This window comes from Kitasatospora sp. NPDC094016, from assembly GCF_040304045.1.
GTDB lineage: Bacteria > Actinomycetota > Actinomycetes > Streptomycetales > Streptomycetaceae > Kitasatospora.
In genome coordinates this window covers 15,360-30,311 of the sequence record NZ_JBEOUK010000004.1, presented here as the reverse complement: position 1 = coordinate 30,311, position 14,952 = coordinate 15,360, and the positions used below count along the sequence as shown (strand labels likewise).

General features: G+C 75.4%; 15 protein-coding genes. 10 read left to right on the top strand and 5 right to left on the bottom strand.

The genetic code is table 11. From position 1 onward, the window contains the following. From ABT015_RS05320 to mug, 6 genes are all read left to right on the top strand, one after another. On the top strand, positions 1–1,444 hold a 1,444-nt coding region (locus tag ABT015_RS05320; RefSeq protein ID WP_350877014.1), incomplete at its 5' end, for an MFS transporter. 362 nt (positions 1,445–1,806) lie between these two features. Then, on the top strand, positions 1,807–3,234 hold the full coding sequence (gene gadC, locus ABT015_RS05315; protein WP_350877391.1) for a glutamate/gamma-aminobutyrate antiporter GadC: 1,428 nt from the start codon (positions 1,807–1,809) through the stop codon (positions 3,232–3,234). After that, positions 3,231–3,668 (top strand): hypothetical protein, encoded by a 438-nt coding sequence (locus ABT015_RS05310; RefSeq protein ID WP_350877012.1) that lies wholly within the window; start codon positions 3,231–3,233, stop codon positions 3,666–3,668. Before gadC ends, ABT015_RS05310 begins: the two co-directional genes overlap by 4 nt. Before the next feature lie 29 nt (positions 3,669–3,697). Further along, complete coding sequence (locus ABT015_RS05305; RefSeq protein ID WP_350877009.1) at positions 3,698–4,816, top strand: aminopeptidase P family protein; 1,119 nt, start codon at positions 3,698–3,700, stop codon at positions 4,814–4,816. 118 nt (positions 4,817–4,934) lie between these two features. Then, positions 4,935–5,957, top strand: coding sequence for a phosphatase PAP2 family protein (locus tag ABT015_RS05300; RefSeq protein WP_350877007.1), 1,023 nt, complete (start codon positions 4,935–4,937; stop codon positions 5,955–5,957). Further along, complete coding sequence (mug, locus tag ABT015_RS05295; protein WP_350877004.1) at positions 5,954–6,496, top strand: G/U mismatch-specific DNA glycosylase; 543 nt, start codon at positions 5,954–5,956, stop codon at positions 6,494–6,496. Before ABT015_RS05300 ends, mug begins: the two co-directional genes overlap by 4 nt. 116 nt (positions 6,497–6,612) lie before the next feature. Here mug and ABT015_RS05290 read toward each other — a convergent pair whose 3' ends face one another. Continuing rightward, a complete protein-coding gene (locus ABT015_RS05290; RefSeq protein ID WP_350877002.1) occupies positions 6,613–7,509 on the bottom strand; it encodes a LysR family transcriptional regulator in 897 nt (298 codons plus the stop codon). Positions 7,510–7,644: 135 nt separating this feature from the next. Between ABT015_RS05290 and ABT015_RS05285 the strand changes: the two genes are divergently transcribed. Continuing rightward, the gene (locus ABT015_RS05285; protein WP_350877000.1) at positions 7,645–8,649 is read left to right on the top strand and encodes an NADP-dependent oxidoreductase; all 1,005 of its coding nucleotides are present in this window, start codon (positions 7,645–7,647) and stop codon (positions 8,647–8,649) included. A gap of 74 nt (positions 8,650–8,723) precedes the next feature. Here the strand turns inward: ABT015_RS05285 and ABT015_RS05280 are convergent, their stop codons facing one another. After that, a complete protein-coding gene (locus tag ABT015_RS05280; RefSeq protein ID WP_350876998.1) occupies positions 8,724–9,623 on the bottom strand; it encodes a sigma-70 family RNA polymerase sigma factor in 900 nt (299 codons plus the stop codon). Positions 9,624–9,696: 73 nt separating this feature from the next. On the opposite strand from ABT015_RS05280, the gene ABT015_RS05275 reads away from it, so the two are divergent. Beyond that, entirely contained in the window at positions 9,697–10,383 is a 687-nt protein-coding gene (locus ABT015_RS05275; RefSeq protein WP_350876996.1) for an FMN-dependent NADH-azoreductase, read from the top strand. A gap of 28 nt (positions 10,384–10,411) precedes the next feature. Here the strand turns inward: ABT015_RS05275 and ABT015_RS05270 are convergent, their stop codons facing one another. Together ABT015_RS05270 and ABT015_RS05265 are read right to left on the bottom strand one after the other, a co-directional pair. Continuing rightward, the gene (locus ABT015_RS05270) at positions 10,412–11,368 is read right to left on the bottom strand and encodes a M48 family metalloprotease (protein WP_350876994.1); all 957 of its coding nucleotides are present in this window, start codon (positions 11,366–11,368) and stop codon (positions 10,412–10,414) included. Positions 11,369–11,371: 3 nt separating this feature from the next. Then, positions 11,372–11,797, bottom strand: coding sequence for a BlaI/MecI/CopY family transcriptional regulator (locus tag ABT015_RS05265; protein WP_350876992.1), 426 nt, complete (start codon positions 11,795–11,797; stop codon positions 11,372–11,374). 216 nt (positions 11,798–12,013) lie between these two features. Here ABT015_RS05265 and ABT015_RS05260 point away from each other — a divergent pair, with 216 nt between their 5' ends. Continuing rightward, positions 12,014–12,553: a DUF7144 family membrane protein gene (locus ABT015_RS05260; protein ID WP_350876990.1), complete on the top strand. Its 540-nt coding sequence runs from the start codon at positions 12,014–12,016 to the stop codon at positions 12,551–12,553. Between the two features lie 31 nt (positions 12,554–12,584). Here ABT015_RS05260 and ABT015_RS05255 read toward each other — a convergent pair whose 3' ends face one another. After that, entirely contained in the window at positions 12,585–13,490 is a 906-nt protein-coding gene (locus ABT015_RS05255; protein ID WP_350876988.1) for a DMT family transporter, read from the bottom strand. On the opposite strand from ABT015_RS05255, the gene ABT015_RS05250 reads away from it, so the two are divergent. Next, positions 13,489–14,943 (top strand): aminotransferase-like domain-containing protein, encoded by a 1,455-nt coding sequence (locus tag ABT015_RS05250; protein WP_350876986.1) that lies wholly within the window; start codon positions 13,489–13,491, stop codon positions 14,941–14,943. The two genes, ABT015_RS05255 and ABT015_RS05250, sit on opposite strands and share 2 nt — an antisense overlap. Positions 14,944–14,952 lie beyond the last annotated feature (9 nt).

Below are 14,952 nucleotides of genomic sequence, written 5' to 3'. Positions count from 1 at the left end.
GACGGCGGAGGAGGCGACGGCGGAGGAGGCGACGGCGGAGGAGGCGACGGCGGAGGAGGCGACGGCGGAGGAGGCGACGGCGGAGGAGGCGACGGCGGAGGAGGCGACGGAATCCACGCCGCTCGTTCCGCTGCGACGGAACCTGCGCTTCCAGGCCCTCTGGGCCGGCCAGGCCGCCGCGACGCTCGGCATGCGGGTCGGCGACACCGCCTTCCCCCTGCTGGTCCTCGCGCTCACCGGTTCCTCCACCGCCGCCGGGGCCTTCGGGGCCGTGCAGATGGTCGCGACCCTGCTGCTCGGCGTCCACGGCGGCGTGGTCGCCGACCGCCTCGACCGCCGCCGGGTGCTGATCGCCTCCGACGCCGCCCGGCTGGTCGTCACGGCGACCGTCCCGCTGGCCATGGCCTTCGACCGGCTGACCCTGGCCCACCTGCTGCTCGTCGCCGCCGCCGTCGGGGCGACCATCGCGTACAGCGGCCCGATCCGGCTGCTGGCGCTGCGCTCGGTGGTGGCGCCGGAGCAGCTGCCGCAGGCGCTCGCCCAGGACGAGGCCCGGATGACCGGGGCCGCGCTGGCCGGTCCGCCGCTGGCCGGCTTCCTGTACGGGCTCGGCAGCGCGGTGCCGTTCCTCGGCACCGCGCTCGCCTCCCTGCTCGCGCTGGTCGCCGCGCTCGTGGTGCGCTTCCCCGGCCGCCCCGCCGACGCGCAGCCGGACCGCGAAACCGCCACCCCACCGAACCGCCCCACCGACGCGCAGCCGAGCGGCGAAACCGACGCCCGCCCGGACCGCGAACCGGGCGGCGCGAAGCCGGCCCCCGAGTCCGGCGGCGCCCTGGCCGGGTTCCGCCTGCTCGCCGCCTCCCCCCTGCTGCGCTCCGCCCTGGCCGTCCTGCTGGTGGTCAACCTCGCCGGGACGGCCCTGATGCTGCCGGTGATGGTGCTGCTGCGGAACGGGGGCACGGGCAGCGCCGGGATCGGCCTGGCGCTGGCCGGCGAGGCGGTGGGGGCGCTGGCCGGAACGGTCCTGGTGTCCCGGCTGCACCGGTTGGCCGGGCCGGGCGTCCTGCTGCTGGTGGTGGCCTGGACCGCCGTGCCGGTGACGCTGGCGCCACTGCTGCCGGGCGGGGTGGCCACCGTGTTCGCCGCGCTGTTCGTGGTGGGGATCGGCGTTCCGGCCCTGCGGGTGATGCTGGACCTGCTGGTGTTCCGGCAGGTGCCGGACGCGCTCCGCGGCCGGGTGATCGCGGCGACCATGACGCTGCTGACCGCGGGCATGCCGGCCGGGACGCTCGGCAGCGGCCTGCTACTGGACCACCTCTCCCCCGCCGTCGCGCTGGCCTCGATCAGCGTCCTGCTCGCGGCCGCCCTGCTGCCCGCGACCGTGAGCCGTACGCTGCGCCGCGCCGCCTGGCCGGCCGCGCAGGATCCGGCGGCGCGCCCCTGACAGTCGCTCACCCGCGCGGGTGCACGCCGCATGCGGCGGCCTCGGCAACCGGGTGAACTGGCCGGGTACGGTCCGCCCCGGGGTCCTTCCCGGGGCGGCGTCCGCGCCCGGGGCGCCTCGCGCCCGGACGCCGCGCAGCCGACCGGGGCCGTACCGGAGGAGGACAGATGGGTTCCACGGACGCGCCCTCGCCCGGCCGGGGCGGCTCCGGCGAGGCCGCCGCCCCCGACGGTCCCAGCAGGTCCGGTGACCAGAGCGACCCCGGCGGCCGGGGACGCCCCGGCGGCCCGAGGAGCCCCGACGGCCCGACCACCCGCGAGCGGACCGGCTCGGTGGCCGCCCGGGTGGTCACCGCACCCCGGATGTCCTGGCTGACGCTCGCCCTGATGACCACGAGTTCGGTGGCCAGCCTGCGCTCCGCCCCGACCATGGCCGTCTACGGCCTGGCCTGCGTCTTCCTCTACCTCGTCCCGGCGCTGGTGTTCCTGCTGCCGACCGCGCTGGTCTCCGCCGAGCTGGCGTCCGGCTGGGAGGGCGGCGTCTACCGCTGGGTGTCGGAGGGCCTGTCGAAGCCGCTGGGCTTCCTCGCCGTCTGGTGCCAGTTCGCGATGACGATCTTCTACTACCCGTCGCTGCTGGCGTACGTGGCGTCGACGATCGCGTACGTGGTGAACCCGAGGCTGGCCGGCAACGGCCCGTACACCGCCGTGGTGATCATGGTGCTGTACTGGACCGGCGTCTGGGTCTCCTCGCGCGGGACGAAGGCCGTGGCCGGCCTGTCCTCGATGGGCCTGGTGATCGGCACGCTGATCCCCGGCACGCTGCTGGTGGTGCTCGGCTTCGTCTTCCTCGGCCAGGGCAACGGCTCCGCCGCGCCGATGGACTCCGCGCACCTGCTGCCGCAGTGGACCGGCCTGGCCAGCCTGGTGCTGATCGTCAACAACTTCCTCAGCTACTCCGGCATGGAGATGAACGCGGTGCACGTCTCCTCGCTGCGCGATCCGGCGCGGGAGTTCCCGCGCTCGATGTTCACCGCGTCCGCGATGGTGCTGCTGATCTTCATCCTGCCGGCGCTGGCGATCAGTTGGGTGGTGCCGTCCAGCGAGCTGAGTCTGACGGCCGGTGTGATGCAGGCCTTCGACGCCTTCTTCCAGTACTTCGACGTCGGCTGGCTCACCCCGGTGATCGCGGTGGCGCTGATCGCGGCCTCGCTCGGCGGCATGCTGACCTGGCTGGCCGGTCCGTCCAAGGGCCTGCTGATGATCTCCCGGCAGGAGGGCTACCTGCCGCCGTTCCTGCAGCGGCTGAACCGGGAGGGCGTCCAGCAGAACCTGCTGGTCGCCCAGGGCGTGGTCACCACGGCGATCGCCCTGCTGTACGCGCTGATCCCGAACGTCTCCAGCGCGTACTGGATCTTCTCGGTGATCACCACGCAGGTGTACCTGATCGTCTACCTGCTGATGTTCACCGCCGCGATCCGGCTGCGCCGCACCCGGCCGGACCACCCGCGCGGCTACCGGGCCCCGGCGCTGGTACCGATCTGCGTGGTCGGGCTGCTCGCCTCGGCGTGCGCGATGGCGATCGGCTTCGTACCGTCGTCCCAGTTCGGCAGCGGCAGCGTCTGGACGTACATCGGGATCGTCGGCGGCGGTCTACTGGTCCTCGGCCTGCTGGTCCCGTGTCTGTTCCTCAGGCTGCGCAAGCCCGGCTGGCGTTCCCCGGAGGCGGCGGCGGAGCTGGCCGCGCAGGAGTCGGCCGAGCTGCGCGGCGCCGCGGGCGGTGCGGCATGACCACGAGCCTGATGGCCTCCCGGCACCGCTGGATCCACCTCGGGGCGATCGGGCTGCTGGTCGCGATGCTGATCACCGGCCTGCTCTCGTTCACCCAGCCGCACGCCACCGACCAGGCCGACCGCAAGGCCGGGCAGCTCGCCCGGGCGCTGGGTTCGGCCGGCTATCCGGTGCCCGCGCGGGACCAGATCGTGCACACCCTGGGCGAGGACGGCGGCGCCGTCTGCGCGAACCCGTCGAACGCGCTGACCCAGGCCCAGTGGACGTCCGGCATGTCCAACGGCGCCGACGGGCCTGGCAGGCGGCCGGTGCTGTCCGACCGCGACGCGGTGCGGGCCGAGGCGATCGTGCTCTCGGTGTACTGCCCGGGCCGGCTCGCCGGGATCCAGGACGAGATCGACGACCTCAACGTGCAGGACACCGTCCGCAAGTAGCCCACCCGGCCTTCGAGGAGGACCCGACCGTGCCTCGACCCTTCACCACCGAGGACTACACCGCCCGGACGGCCCGGGCCACCGCCGAGGCGACCGCCGCCGGGCTGTCCGGCCTGGTCGTCGCCCCCGGCCCCGACCTGGTCTACCTGTGCGGCTACCAGCCCACCGCGGTCACCGAGCGGCTCACCGCCCTGGTGCTCACCGCCGGACGCCAACCCACCCTGATCGTCCCCGAATTGGAGCGCCCGGACGCCGAGAGGGCGGTCGGCGCCCCGGCCCTGCGGCTGCTCGACTGGACCGACGGCGAGGACCCGTACGCCACCGTCCGCCCGCTGCTCGACCCGGCCGGCCGGTACGGCATCTCCGACAACGCCTGGGCGATGCACCTGCTCGGCCTCCAGGCCGCGCTGCCCGGCACCGGCTTCACCTCGCTCACCGAGACCCTGCCGATGCTGCGCGCGGTCAAGGGCACCGAGGAGCTGGAGCGGCTGGCCGCGGCCGGCGGCGCCGCGGACGCCGCCTACCGGGGCATCCTGGAGGTCGAGTTCGCCGGCCGCCGGGAGACCGACGTCGCCGCCGACCTCGGCGCACTGCTCATCACGTACGGGCACAGCCAGGTCGACTTCACCGTGGTCGGCTCCGGCCCGAACGGCGCCGACCCGCACCACGAGGCCGGCGACCGGGTGATCCGGCCCGGCGACACCGTGGTGCTGGACTTCGGCGGGCTCAAGGACGGCTACGGCTCCGACACCACCCGCACCGTGCACGTCGGCACCGAGGTGCCGGCGGAGGTCCGGAAGGTACACGACGCGGTCCGGCTCGCCCAGCAGGCCGCGTTCGAGGCGGTCCGACCCGGGGTCAGCTGCCAGGAGATCGACCGGATCGCCCGCCGGGTGATCACCGAGGCCGGCTTCGGCGAGTACTTCATCCACCGCACCGGGCACGGCATCGGCCTCACCACGCACGAACCGCCGTACCTGGTCGAGGGCGAGGAACGGCCGCTGGTGCCCGGCATGTGCTTCTCCATCGAGCCCGGCGTCTACCTGCCCGGCCGCTTCGGGGTGCGAATCGAGGACATCGTCACCGTCACCCCCACCGGCGGCCGCCGGCTCAACAACACTCCGCACGAGCTGGGCTTCGTCTCATGACGGGGCCGTCACCCCGCTGCTCCGCCGTCAGAACGGCGGCCCGACTATGCGATTTTCTTACGAGGCGGTCATGGTTCACCCAGAGTCCTCCAAGTTTGCGTTGGTAGTTTCGGTGAGCATGACGAAGCTGCTCAGCCCGGCCCCGCCCAACCCGGCGCGGGCCGGGCGACTGCGACCCGTGACCGCCCGCCCCCGCCGTACCGGTCTGTCGAGACTCCGGCTGCTGGCCTGGCCGGTCTACCTGACCGCGCTCGTCTGGTACCTGCGCACCCAGGGCATGGCCTTCGCCAACGACGTGGTGTTCCTGTGGCTGATCGGCGCCCTGCTGACGGCGGCCGTGCACAGCGGGCACGGCCGCCGCGGCTTCCTGCTGGTGCTGCGCGACTGGGTGCCGGTGATGGCCGCGGTCTGGACGTACTCCCTGCTGCGCGGCTACGGCGCGCACACCCCGTGGGCCCCGCACTGGCTGCCGCAACTGCGCGCCGACGAGGTGCTCGGCTTCGGCGAGACCTGGACCGTCCGGCTCCAGCACGCACTGTGGACGCCCGGCTCGCCGCACTGGTACGACTACGCGGCGGCCCTCGTCTACCTCTCGCACTTCTTCCTGGTCTTCGCCCTGCTCGCGGTGCTCTGGCGGCGCCGGCACGACCGGTTCCGGCAACTGCTCGCCTGCTACCTGCTGCTCACCTTCGCCGGCTTCGCCACGTACCTGCTCTACCCGGCCGACCCGCCGTGGCTGGTCGCCCAGGAGGGCCACCTGCCGGGGCTCGTCCGGGTCGTGTGGGACGTGATCTCCACCAGCGGGGTGCCGCAGGCCAACTCGCTGGTCGAGAACGGCAGCCAGTTCGCCAACGACGTCGCCGCGATGCCCTCGCTGCACTCCGCCTACCCCGCGATGCTGCTGTTCTTCTTCTGGCCGACGGCCCGCCCCTGGCTGCGGGCGCTGCTGGTCGCCTACCCGCTCGCGATGGCGTTCACCCTGGTGTACGGCGCCGAGCACTTCATCGTGGACATCTTCGCGGGCTGGGCGTACGCGGCACTGGTGGTGTTCGGCCTGCGCCGGCTGCGGAACCGGCGTACCCGGCTCATCAGGGAGCGGGCAGACTTGGCCGAGTGCCGAACCAGCCCCTCCCTCCCGTGAAGCCCACCGCCGAACAGCTCCAGGCGGCCAAGGACACCACCATCCCCGACGTGACCGGGCCCGGACTGCGGGTGCTGTTCTGCGGCATCAACCCGGGCCTGTGGTCCGGCGCCACCGGGCACCACTTCGCCCGCCCCGGCAACCGCTTCTGGCCCGCCCTGCACCGCTCCGGCTTCACCGCGCGCCAGTTCCGCCCGGACGAGCAGGGCGAACTGCCCGCGCTCGGCCTGGGCATCACCAACGTCGCCCCGCGCACCACCGCCAAGGCCGACGAGCTGACCACCGAGGAACTGCGGGAGGGCGGCGCCGCGCTCACCGAACGCGTGCTGCGGCTGCGCCCGCGCGTCCTGGCCGTGCTCGGCATCGGCGCCTACCGGACGGCCTTCGGGCAGCGGCGGGCCGCGATCGGCCGCCAGCCGGAGGGCATCGGCGACACCGCGGTGTGGGTGCTGCCCAACCCGAGCGGGCTCAACGCGCACTACACGCTGGACGCGCTGGCCGCCGAGTTCCGCCGGCTCCGGGACGCGCTGGACGGCTGAGGGCTGGGGGCTGACGGCTGAGGGGCTGGGGGGCTGACGGCTGACCGGCTGACAGCCGCCGGAGCCGGACAGGCCGCCCGCCAGGTGGCCCGCCGGACGGCTCGCCAGACGGCTCGTCAGGCCGCCGTCAGCCCCGCCGGCAGCGGGAGCCGGCGCAGCTCGCGGATCAGCGCCCGGACGGCGGCCGTCCCGGCCAGCTCGGGCGTGGTGACGTACCCGACGAACCGGCTGGGCGGGTGCGGCCCGAGGTCGGCGACGGCGAGGCCGGCCGGGGCACCGAGCAGCGCGGTCCGGGGCATGATCGCCATGCCGAGGCCCTGCGAGACGAGCGAGACGGCCACCGTGTCGTCCTCGACGTCGATGGTCGCGGGCGGGATCCAGTCCTGCCGCCGCCACCAGTCCCGGGTGTACGAATCGCAGTTCTCGTCCCAGTCGACCAGCGGCAGCCCGCGCGGCGCCGGATGGCCCCGCTGGTGCGCGAGCGCGTACGACTCCTCGTACAGGCGCACCGCGACCAGGCCCGGGACGGGCGGCGGGCCGTCGGCGTCCAGGGTTGCCAGCCCGAGGTCGGCCCGGCCGTCGGCGACCTCTCCGGAGGTGCCGCGGCCGAGTTCCCGGACGATCCGGACCTGCGCCGTCAGCCCCGGGTGGCGGGCGGCCAGCCCGGCCAGCACGGGCGGCAGCAGGTGGGCGGCCGCGCTGCGGAAGGCGGCGATCCGCAGCGTGCCGGTCAGCGGCCCCGCCGTGCCCGCGCCCCGCACCTCGGCACCCATCGCGGCCAGCAGCCGCAGGATCCGGCGGGCGTACGCCACCGCACGCGCGCCGGCATCGGTGGGGCGTGCGCCGTGGCGCCCACGGTCGAAGAGCACCGCGCCGAGCTTCCGCTCGCAGGCGCGCACGGCGTGCGATACGGCGGACTGGGTGGTGTCCAGGCGCGCGGCGGCGGCCGTGAAGCTGCCCTCCTCCTCGACCGCGACCAGGATCCGCAGCTCGTGCGGGGCGAGATCGGTCATGCGTCCGAATCTACCGGCATCCATCGATCCCGCTCATGGAAGCCGCCGTTCCATCGACGCGGACCCCTCCCCGGCCGCTCACCCGCTTCCTACTGTGGGCGCGTCCGCCCGCCGCCTCCCGTTCGGAGCAGCCCGATGCCCCGCCCCACCGCGCACGCCGTCCACCTGGTGTCCCGTCCCGACGGCGCCCCGACCGCCGGGAACTTCGCCTTCGTCGAGGAACGCGTCCCGGCGCTCGCCGCCGGCGAGGCCCTGGTCGAGAACACCCACCAGTCCGTCGACCCGTACATGCGCGAGGAGATGGAGGAGGGCGGCTGGGAGTTGCACGCCCCGCTGGAGGGCCGCACCCTCGGCCGGGTGGTCGAGTCCCGCGCCGGCACCCTGCCGGTCGGCGCGCTGGTCTTCCACCGCCAGGCCTGGCGCACCCACTCGGTGGTCACCGCCGGGAGCGCGAGCCCGCTGCCCGACCTCGACGGCGTCCCGCTCAGCGCCCACCTGTCGGTGCTCGGCGGCACCGGCCTGTCCGCCTGGGTCGGCCTCACCCGGATCGCCCGGCTGCAACCCGGCGAGACGGTCTTCATCTCGGCGGCGGCCGGCGGGGTCGGCACCGCCGCCGGCCAGTTCGCCCGACTGCTCGGCGCCGGTCGGATCATCGGCAGCACCGGCTCCGCCGCCAAGGCCGCCCACCTCACCGGGCACCTCGGCTTCGACGCCGCCTTCGACTACCACGACGGGCCGATCGCCGACCGGCTCCGCGAGGCCGCCCCCGAAGGGCTGCACGTCTACCTGGACAACGTCGGCGGCGACCACCTGGAGGGCGCCATCAGCGCCATGCGCGACCACGGCCGGATCGCCTGGTGCGGCGCCGTCGCCCAGTACAACCACCTCGGGAACCCGCCCGCGGCCCCGCGCAACCTCTTCGACGTGGTCGGCAGGAGCCTGCGGCTGGAGGGCTTCCTGGTCCGCGACCACCGCGACGCCCACCCCGAGCTGTACGAGTTCCTCGTCCCGCACCTGCGCTCCGGCGCGGTGGTCCCGGACGAGACGATCGTGGACGGCTTCGAGCACGTGGTGGACGCCTTCCTCGGCATGCTGCGCGGCACCAACACCGGCAAGATGATCGTCCGGCTCGCCGAGTAGGCCACGCCCGGTGGATGCCTCCGGGCCCGACGGCATCCACCGAAACGCGTCCGGGATCCAGTGGCACGGCCCTGTCACTCCGGCAGCACGGCCAGCTCCAGGGCGGCCAGCCGCACCGGGTCGGCGACCACCTCGTAGCCGGCCACCAGGCCGTCCGCCACCGCCACCCGCAGCACCAGCCGCAACCGACCGCCCGGGGCGATCACGATCCCCGGCACCCCGTCCACCAGCGCCACCGCGCCGAACCGGGCCCGCCGGCCGAACACCGTGGTCTCCCGGGCCACCGTCTCCGCGCCCCGGGCCACCAGGGAACGCCCGGCCGGCAGCGCGGCCGGATCGGCCCGGCGCACCACGTCCGGCGCCAGCACCGCCAGCAGCGCGGCCAGGTCCCCGCCCCGGGCGGCGGACAGGAACGCCTCCACCACCCGCCGGTGCCCGGCCAGCCGCTCCGGCGGCAGCGCGGCCGCCCCGCGCACCCGCTGCCGGGCCCGGCTGGCCAGCTTCTTGGCGGCCACCGGGGTCCGGCCGACGATCGGCGCGATCTGCTCGAACGGCACCGCGAAACCGTCGTGCAGCACGAAGGCGACCCGCTCCGCCGGCCCCAGCCGGTCCAGCACCACCAGCAGCGCCCGGCCCACCGAGTCGACCAGCAGCGCCTGCCGCTCCGGGTCCGCGCCCTCGGCCCCCGCGCCGGCCGCCGGGTCCGGCAGGCCGTCCGGCAGCGCGGCGCCGACCGCCTGCTCACGGCGCACGGCGCGGGCCCGCAGCACGTCCAGGCAGATCCGCGACACCACCGTGGTCAGCCAGCCCGGCAGGTTGTCCACCTCGTCCGGGCCGGCCCGGTCCAGCCGCAGCCACGCCTCCTGGACGGCCTCCTCCGCCTCGCCCGTCGACCCGAGCATCCGCTGGGCGACCGCCCGCAGCCGCCCCCGCTCGGCCTCGAACCGCGCCGCCAGCACCTCGTCCCGGTCCATCGGTCACCTTTCCTCGGCCCCGCCCGTCACACCGATGACGATCCACCCACCACCGAAGTGACGGGAGAACGCTGTGACCACCACCACCCTGCTGCACCTGGACTCCAGCATCAGCCTCGGCGACTCGGTCAGCCGCGCGCTGACCGCCCGGTTCGCCGCCGCCTGGCGCGCCCGGCACGGCTCCGCCGGCCGGTACGTCTACCGGGACCTCGCCGCCGAGCCGGTCGCCGCGATCGGCGCCGGGTACGCCATGCTCGGCCGCCGCGTCGAACGCAAGGGGACCATCCCGGCCTCCGACGTCGCCGCCCTCGCCGAAGGCCCGGACGAGGAACACGAGTGGTCCCTCACCCACCCGCTGGTCGACCGGCTGCTCGCCGCCGACACCGTGCTGCTCGGCGTGCCGATGTACAACCTCACCGTCCCGGCCGTGTTCAAGGCCTGGATCGACCGGATCAGCTTCCCCGGCGTCTACACCGACCCGGACACCGGCGAGAGCCTGCTGCGCCGCACCCGGGTCGTCGTCGCGGCCGCCCGCGGCGGCGGCTACGGCCCCGGCACCCCGCGCGAGGCCTTCGACTTCCAGACCCCGTACCTGCGGGCCTACTTCGCCAGGCTCGGCGTCCCGGCCGAGCACCTGCACATCGTCCCGGCCGAACTCACCCGCGCCGACGACGTCCCCGCCCTGGCCGGGCTGCAGCCGATCGCCGCCAAGTCCCTGGCCGACGCCGAGGCCGCCCTGGACGCGCTCGCCACTGCCTGATCGGCCTGATCTGCCTGATCCACCCGGTCTACAGCGGGGTGACGGCCTTCAGCACCACCAGCAGGGCCACGGCGGCGTTGAGCGCGCACAGCGCCGACGCCGCCGTACCGGCCGCGGCGACCATCGCGGCCAGGCCCGCCCGGGTCTTCGCCGGAGGCCAGTTGCGGGACGTCGGCACCGGGCCGAGCAGTGCGGCGACCCGGCGCGGCACCGGGCCGGGCGCGGGCGCCGGGGCGGCGAAGGCCGCGAAGCCGGGCGCCGGCGCCGCGTGCGACACCAGGGCCGCCCGGGCCACCGCCCGCGCGGTGATCCGGCGGTCCCCCACCTCCTGCGCCGACTCCTCGTCCGCCCAGCGCTCCGCGCTGAACGCCACCGCGTACTGCAGCGGCCGCAGGAACGGGTTGACGCAGGCGGCCAGTTGGGTGGTCAGCAGGTACCGGTGGTGGCGGTGGCGCAGGTGCGCCCGCTCGTGCGCGAGCAGCGCCTCCCGCTCGTCCTCGGGCAGCCCGGCCAGCATCCCGGTGGAGACCACCACCCGCCCCGGCGAACCGGGCAGCGCGTACGCGTACGGGCTGCGGTCCGGCAGCACCGCGAGATCGCCGGCCGACTCCGGCCCCGCCGGCAGCCCGGTCAGCGCCCGCCTGGCCCGGGAGCGCACCCGCAGGTGCCGGCCGACCGTCCGGGCACAGGCCGCGGCCACCAGGACCAGCAGCCACATCGCGGCCGTCCCGAACGTCTCGTGGTACGGCAGCGCGGCCCGCACCTCCGGGTCGGACCAGCTGTCCGGCAGCGGGTTGCCGGGGATCTGCGCGGTGCCCACCACGCCGATCAGGCCGAGGCAGAGCACACTGCACACCGCCATCACCGCGCTGATCACGGTCATCAGCCGGGCCGCACCGCGCGGGTGCAGGTGCTGCTCGGTGAGACGCGCGATCGGTACCGCGGTCAGCGGCAGGATGAGCGGGAGGAAGACGAAGAAGCCCACGGGTCAGCTCTCACGGTCGGCCGCTGCCGGATCGACGGACGCGGCGTCCAGCAGCGCCCGCAGCAGGTCCTCGTCGTGCGGGAGCAGCGCGCTCACGAAGCTGGCCAGGACGGCGTCCCGGTCCGCTTCTCCGTCGAGCATCCGGCGCATCCGCAGGGCCGCCAGCCCGGCCGCGTCGGAGGAGGCCTGCCACAGGTAGGAGCGGCCCGAACGGGACCGCGAGACGGCGCTCTTGGCGTGCAGCCGGGACAGGATGGTCATCACGGTGGTGTACGCCAGGTCGCCCTCCAGGCGTTCCTGGACCCACCCCGCGGTGGCCGGTCCGGGCGCCCGCTGGAGCACCGCGAGTACCTGTGCCTCCAACTCGCCCTGGCCGCGCCTTCGGACGGGCGCTTCCGCGGCCGCCGGAGCGTGCCTCTCGTCTGCCATGACGGCCCACTCCCTCCGGATGCCGCGCCCCGGAGCCGGCGGGGCACCCGCTCATCCTAACGAGCGCGGGCCCGGCGCGAACCGGTTCGCGCCGGGCTTCCCGCGCGCGACGCGTCGCCCGAACGGCCCCGGCCCGGTTGCCCGGCGCCCCGGCCCGGCGGACGGTCGAAGTCCGTACGGTCCGCCCGTAGGCCTGTTCGGCCCCTGGAGGAGTCCATGAGCAGCCCGTCGCCCGACCCCGCGCAGCCGGAGCAGCCCCCGCGCACCGGCCCCGAGCAGCCCGGGCAGCCCCGGCGCACCGACCCCGAGCAGCCCGGGCAGACCTGGCGCACCACCTCCGGCACGCGGCAGCCGACGCCGGGCAACGAGTTCCGCGACTGGGCGCCCGGCCTGGTGATGTTCGCCGGTGTGCTGATGCTGATCAACGGCATCATGGAGGCCCTCCGGGGCATCATGGCGGTCTCCAACGACGACCTCTTCGTCCACACCCCCCGCTACGTCTTCCGGTTCGACCTCACCGGCTGGGGCTGGGTCCACATCGTCGTCGGCGTGCTGGTCGCGGTGACCGGCGCGTTCCTGCTCAAGGGCGCCGCCTGGGCCCGCTACGCCGGTATCCTCTTCACCTCGCTGAGTGCCCTCGACAGCTTCCTGGTCCTGCCGTACTTCCCGCTCTGGTCACTCGTGGTGATCGCACTGGACGTCTTCATCATCTGCGCGCTCTGCGTCTACCGCCCCCAGGAGGGCGCCACGCTCTGACGACCCGGTGGTCCGCGCGCCCGGACCCGTCTCAGGTCCGGGCCCGCTGGGTGACCGCGATGCAGACCAGCACCACCACCGCCGTGACGGGTGCGGCCGCCGGCAGGTCCTCGCCCAGCAGCAGCACCGACCAGAGCAGCGTCAACAGCGGCTGCGCGAGCTGCAGTTGGCTCGCCCGCGGCACCCCGATCTCCGCCATCCCCCGGTACCAGAGCACGAACCCGCCGAACTGCGACACCGCCGCCGTGTACGCCAGCCCGGTCAGCGCCCTCGCCCCGAGGTGGACGGGCTCGGCGGGCAGTGCGAGAGCCGTGGTCAGCAGCGTCAGCGGCAGCGCGGCCACCACCGCCCAGGCGATCACCCGGGCGCCCGGCAGGTCCCGGGAGAGCCGCCCGCCCTCCGCGTACCCGGCCGCGCACACCAGCAGCCCCGCGAACAGGTAGAGGTCGGCGGCGGTCGGCCGGCCGTGGCTCTGCAGCAGGGTGAAGGTGAGCACCGCCGCCGCCCCGGCCAGCGCCGCCGCCCAGAACGCCCGGGACGGCCGGCGCCCGGTGCGCAGCGCCGCGCACACCGCGGTGGCCAGCGGCAGCACACCGATGACCACCGCCGAGTGGGCCGTGGAGGAGGTCCGCAGGGCGAGCGTGGTCAGCAGCGGGAAACCCAGCACGCAGCCCCCCGACACCACCAGCAGCGCGGGCCAGTACCGCCGGGGCGGCAGCGGGGCGCGGACGGCGGCCAGGTAGAGCGCGGCGAGCAGGCCGGCCACGACGCCGCGCAGCCCGGTCGCGGTCCACGGCCCGAAGCCGGTCAGGGCCCACGCGGTGGCGGGGAAGCTGAGGGAGAAGGAGGCCACGCCGAGGGCGGCCAGGGCGGTGCCGGAGGCGGGGCTTCGCGGTGCTACCGCCGACGGGCGGGTAGCGCTATCTTGTGCCGTCATGAACGAGCGTAGCAGTGTGACCGAACTCGCCGACAGGCTGCGGAGGGAGGTCGAGCGCTACCCGGAGGGGCGAAAGCTGCCGTCCAGCCGGGTGCTGGTGGAGCGCCACCAGGTCAGCCCAGTGACGGTCTCCCGGGCCATCGCGGTCCTCGCGGCCGAGGGCCTGGTGGTCTCCCGGCCGGGCGCCGGGGTGTTCCGGGCAGCGGCCTTCGCCGGGCGACCGGCCGGCACCACCGCGCCCGCCGCCCGTCCCGGCGACCTCTCCTGGCAGGAGGTCGCGCTCAGCGCCGACTCCGACCCCCGCGACCTGCTGGCCGCCCCGGTGTTCGCCACCCTCCGCGTGCCCCCGCCCGACGTCATCGACCTCAACAGCGGCTACCCGCACGCCTCGCTGCTGCCCGAACGCCTGCTGGCCACCGCCCTCGCCCGGGCCGGACGGCGCCCGGGCGCCTGGGACCGGCCGCCCACCGACGGCCTCACCGAGCTGCGCGGCTGGTTCGCCCGCGACATCGGCGGCACCGGCGGGCCGATCGGCGCCGGGGACGTCCTGATCACCTCCGGCGGCCAGGGCGGGCTCACCGTGGCCATGCGCTCGCTCGCCGCGCCCGGCGCGCCCGTCCTGGTGGAGTCGCCGACCTACTCGGGCATCCTGGCGGTCGTCCGCGCGGCCGGGCTGCGGCCCGTCCCCGTCCCGGTCGACGCCGACGGCGTGCGCACCGACCTGCTGGCCGACGCCTTCGAGGCCACCCGGGCGCGGGTCTTCGTCTGCCAGCCGCTGTTCCAGAACCCGACCGGCGCGGTGCTCTCACCCACCCGGCGCTCCGAGGTGCTGCGGATCGCCCGGGCGGCCGGCGCGTTCGTCGTCGAGGACGACTTCGCCCGCCTGCTCGTCCACGCGGACGCCCCCGCGCTGCCGCGACCGCTCGCCGCCGACGACCAGGACGGGGTCGTGGTGCACCTGCGGTCGCTGACCAAGGCCGCCTCGCCCAACCTGCGGGTCGGCGCACTCACCGCGCGCGGCCCGGCCCTGGCCCGGCTGCGGGCCACCCAGGTGGTGGACAGCTTCTTCGTGCCCCGGCCGCTCCAGGAGGCGACGTTGGAACTGGTCGCCGACCCCGGCTGGGCCCGCCACCTGCGCGCCCTCGGGGCGGAACTGCGGACCCGCCGCACCGCCACCGTCGCCGCCCTGCACCGCGAACTGCCCGGTCTGCTCGGCACCTACCGGCCCGGCGGCTACCACCTGTGGCTGCGGCTCCCGGACGGCGTCGACGACGGTGCCCTCACCGCCGCCGCCCTGCGCGCCGGCGTCCAGGTCACCCCCGGCCGCCCGTACCACGCCGCCGAACCCCCGGCCCCGCACCTGCGCCTCAGCTACGCGGCCGCCGAGAGCTCCGCGCACACCGCCGAGGGGATCCACCGCCTCCGCCGGGCCTACGAGGACCTGCCGGCCTGACCTCCGGCC

Bases quoted from the DNA above. Each gene is read 5' to 3' on its own strand.
- gadC (WP_350877391.1), top strand. From the start codon at position 1,807: ATGTCCTGGCTGACGCTCGCCCTGATGACCACGAGTTCGGTGGCCAGC.
- ABT015_RS05310 (WP_350877012.1), top strand. From the start codon at position 3,231: ATGACCACGAGCCTGATGGCCTCCCGGCACCGCTGGATCCACCTCGGG.
- ABT015_RS05300 (WP_350877007.1), top strand. From the start codon at position 4,935: ATGACGAAGCTGCTCAGCCCGGCCCCGCCCAACCCGGCGCGGGCCGGG.
- ABT015_RS05290 (WP_350877002.1), bottom strand. From the start codon at position 7,509: ATGACCGATCTCGCCCCGCACGAGCTGCGGATCCTGGTCGCGGTCGAG.
- ABT015_RS05285 (WP_350877000.1), top strand. From the start codon at position 7,645: ATGCCCCGCCCCACCGCGCACGCCGTCCACCTGGTGTCCCGTCCCGAC.
- ABT015_RS05280 (WP_350876998.1), bottom strand. From the start codon at position 9,623: ATGGACCGGGACGAGGTGCTGGCGGCGCGGTTCGAGGCCGAGCGGGGG.
- ABT015_RS05265 (WP_350876992.1), bottom strand. From the start codon at position 11,797: ATGGCAGACGAGAGGCACGCTCCGGCGGCCGCGGAAGCGCCCGTCCGA.
- ABT015_RS05260 (WP_350876990.1), top strand. From the start codon at position 12,014: ATGAGCAGCCCGTCGCCCGACCCCGCGCAGCCGGAGCAGCCCCCGCGC.
- ABT015_RS05250 (WP_350876986.1), top strand. From the start codon at position 13,489: ATGAACGAGCGTAGCAGTGTGACCGAACTCGCCGACAGGCTGCGGAGG.
- ABT015_RS05255 (WP_350876988.1), bottom strand. From the start codon at position 13,490: ATGACGGCACAAGATAGCGCTACCCGCCCGTCGGCGGTAGCACCGCGA.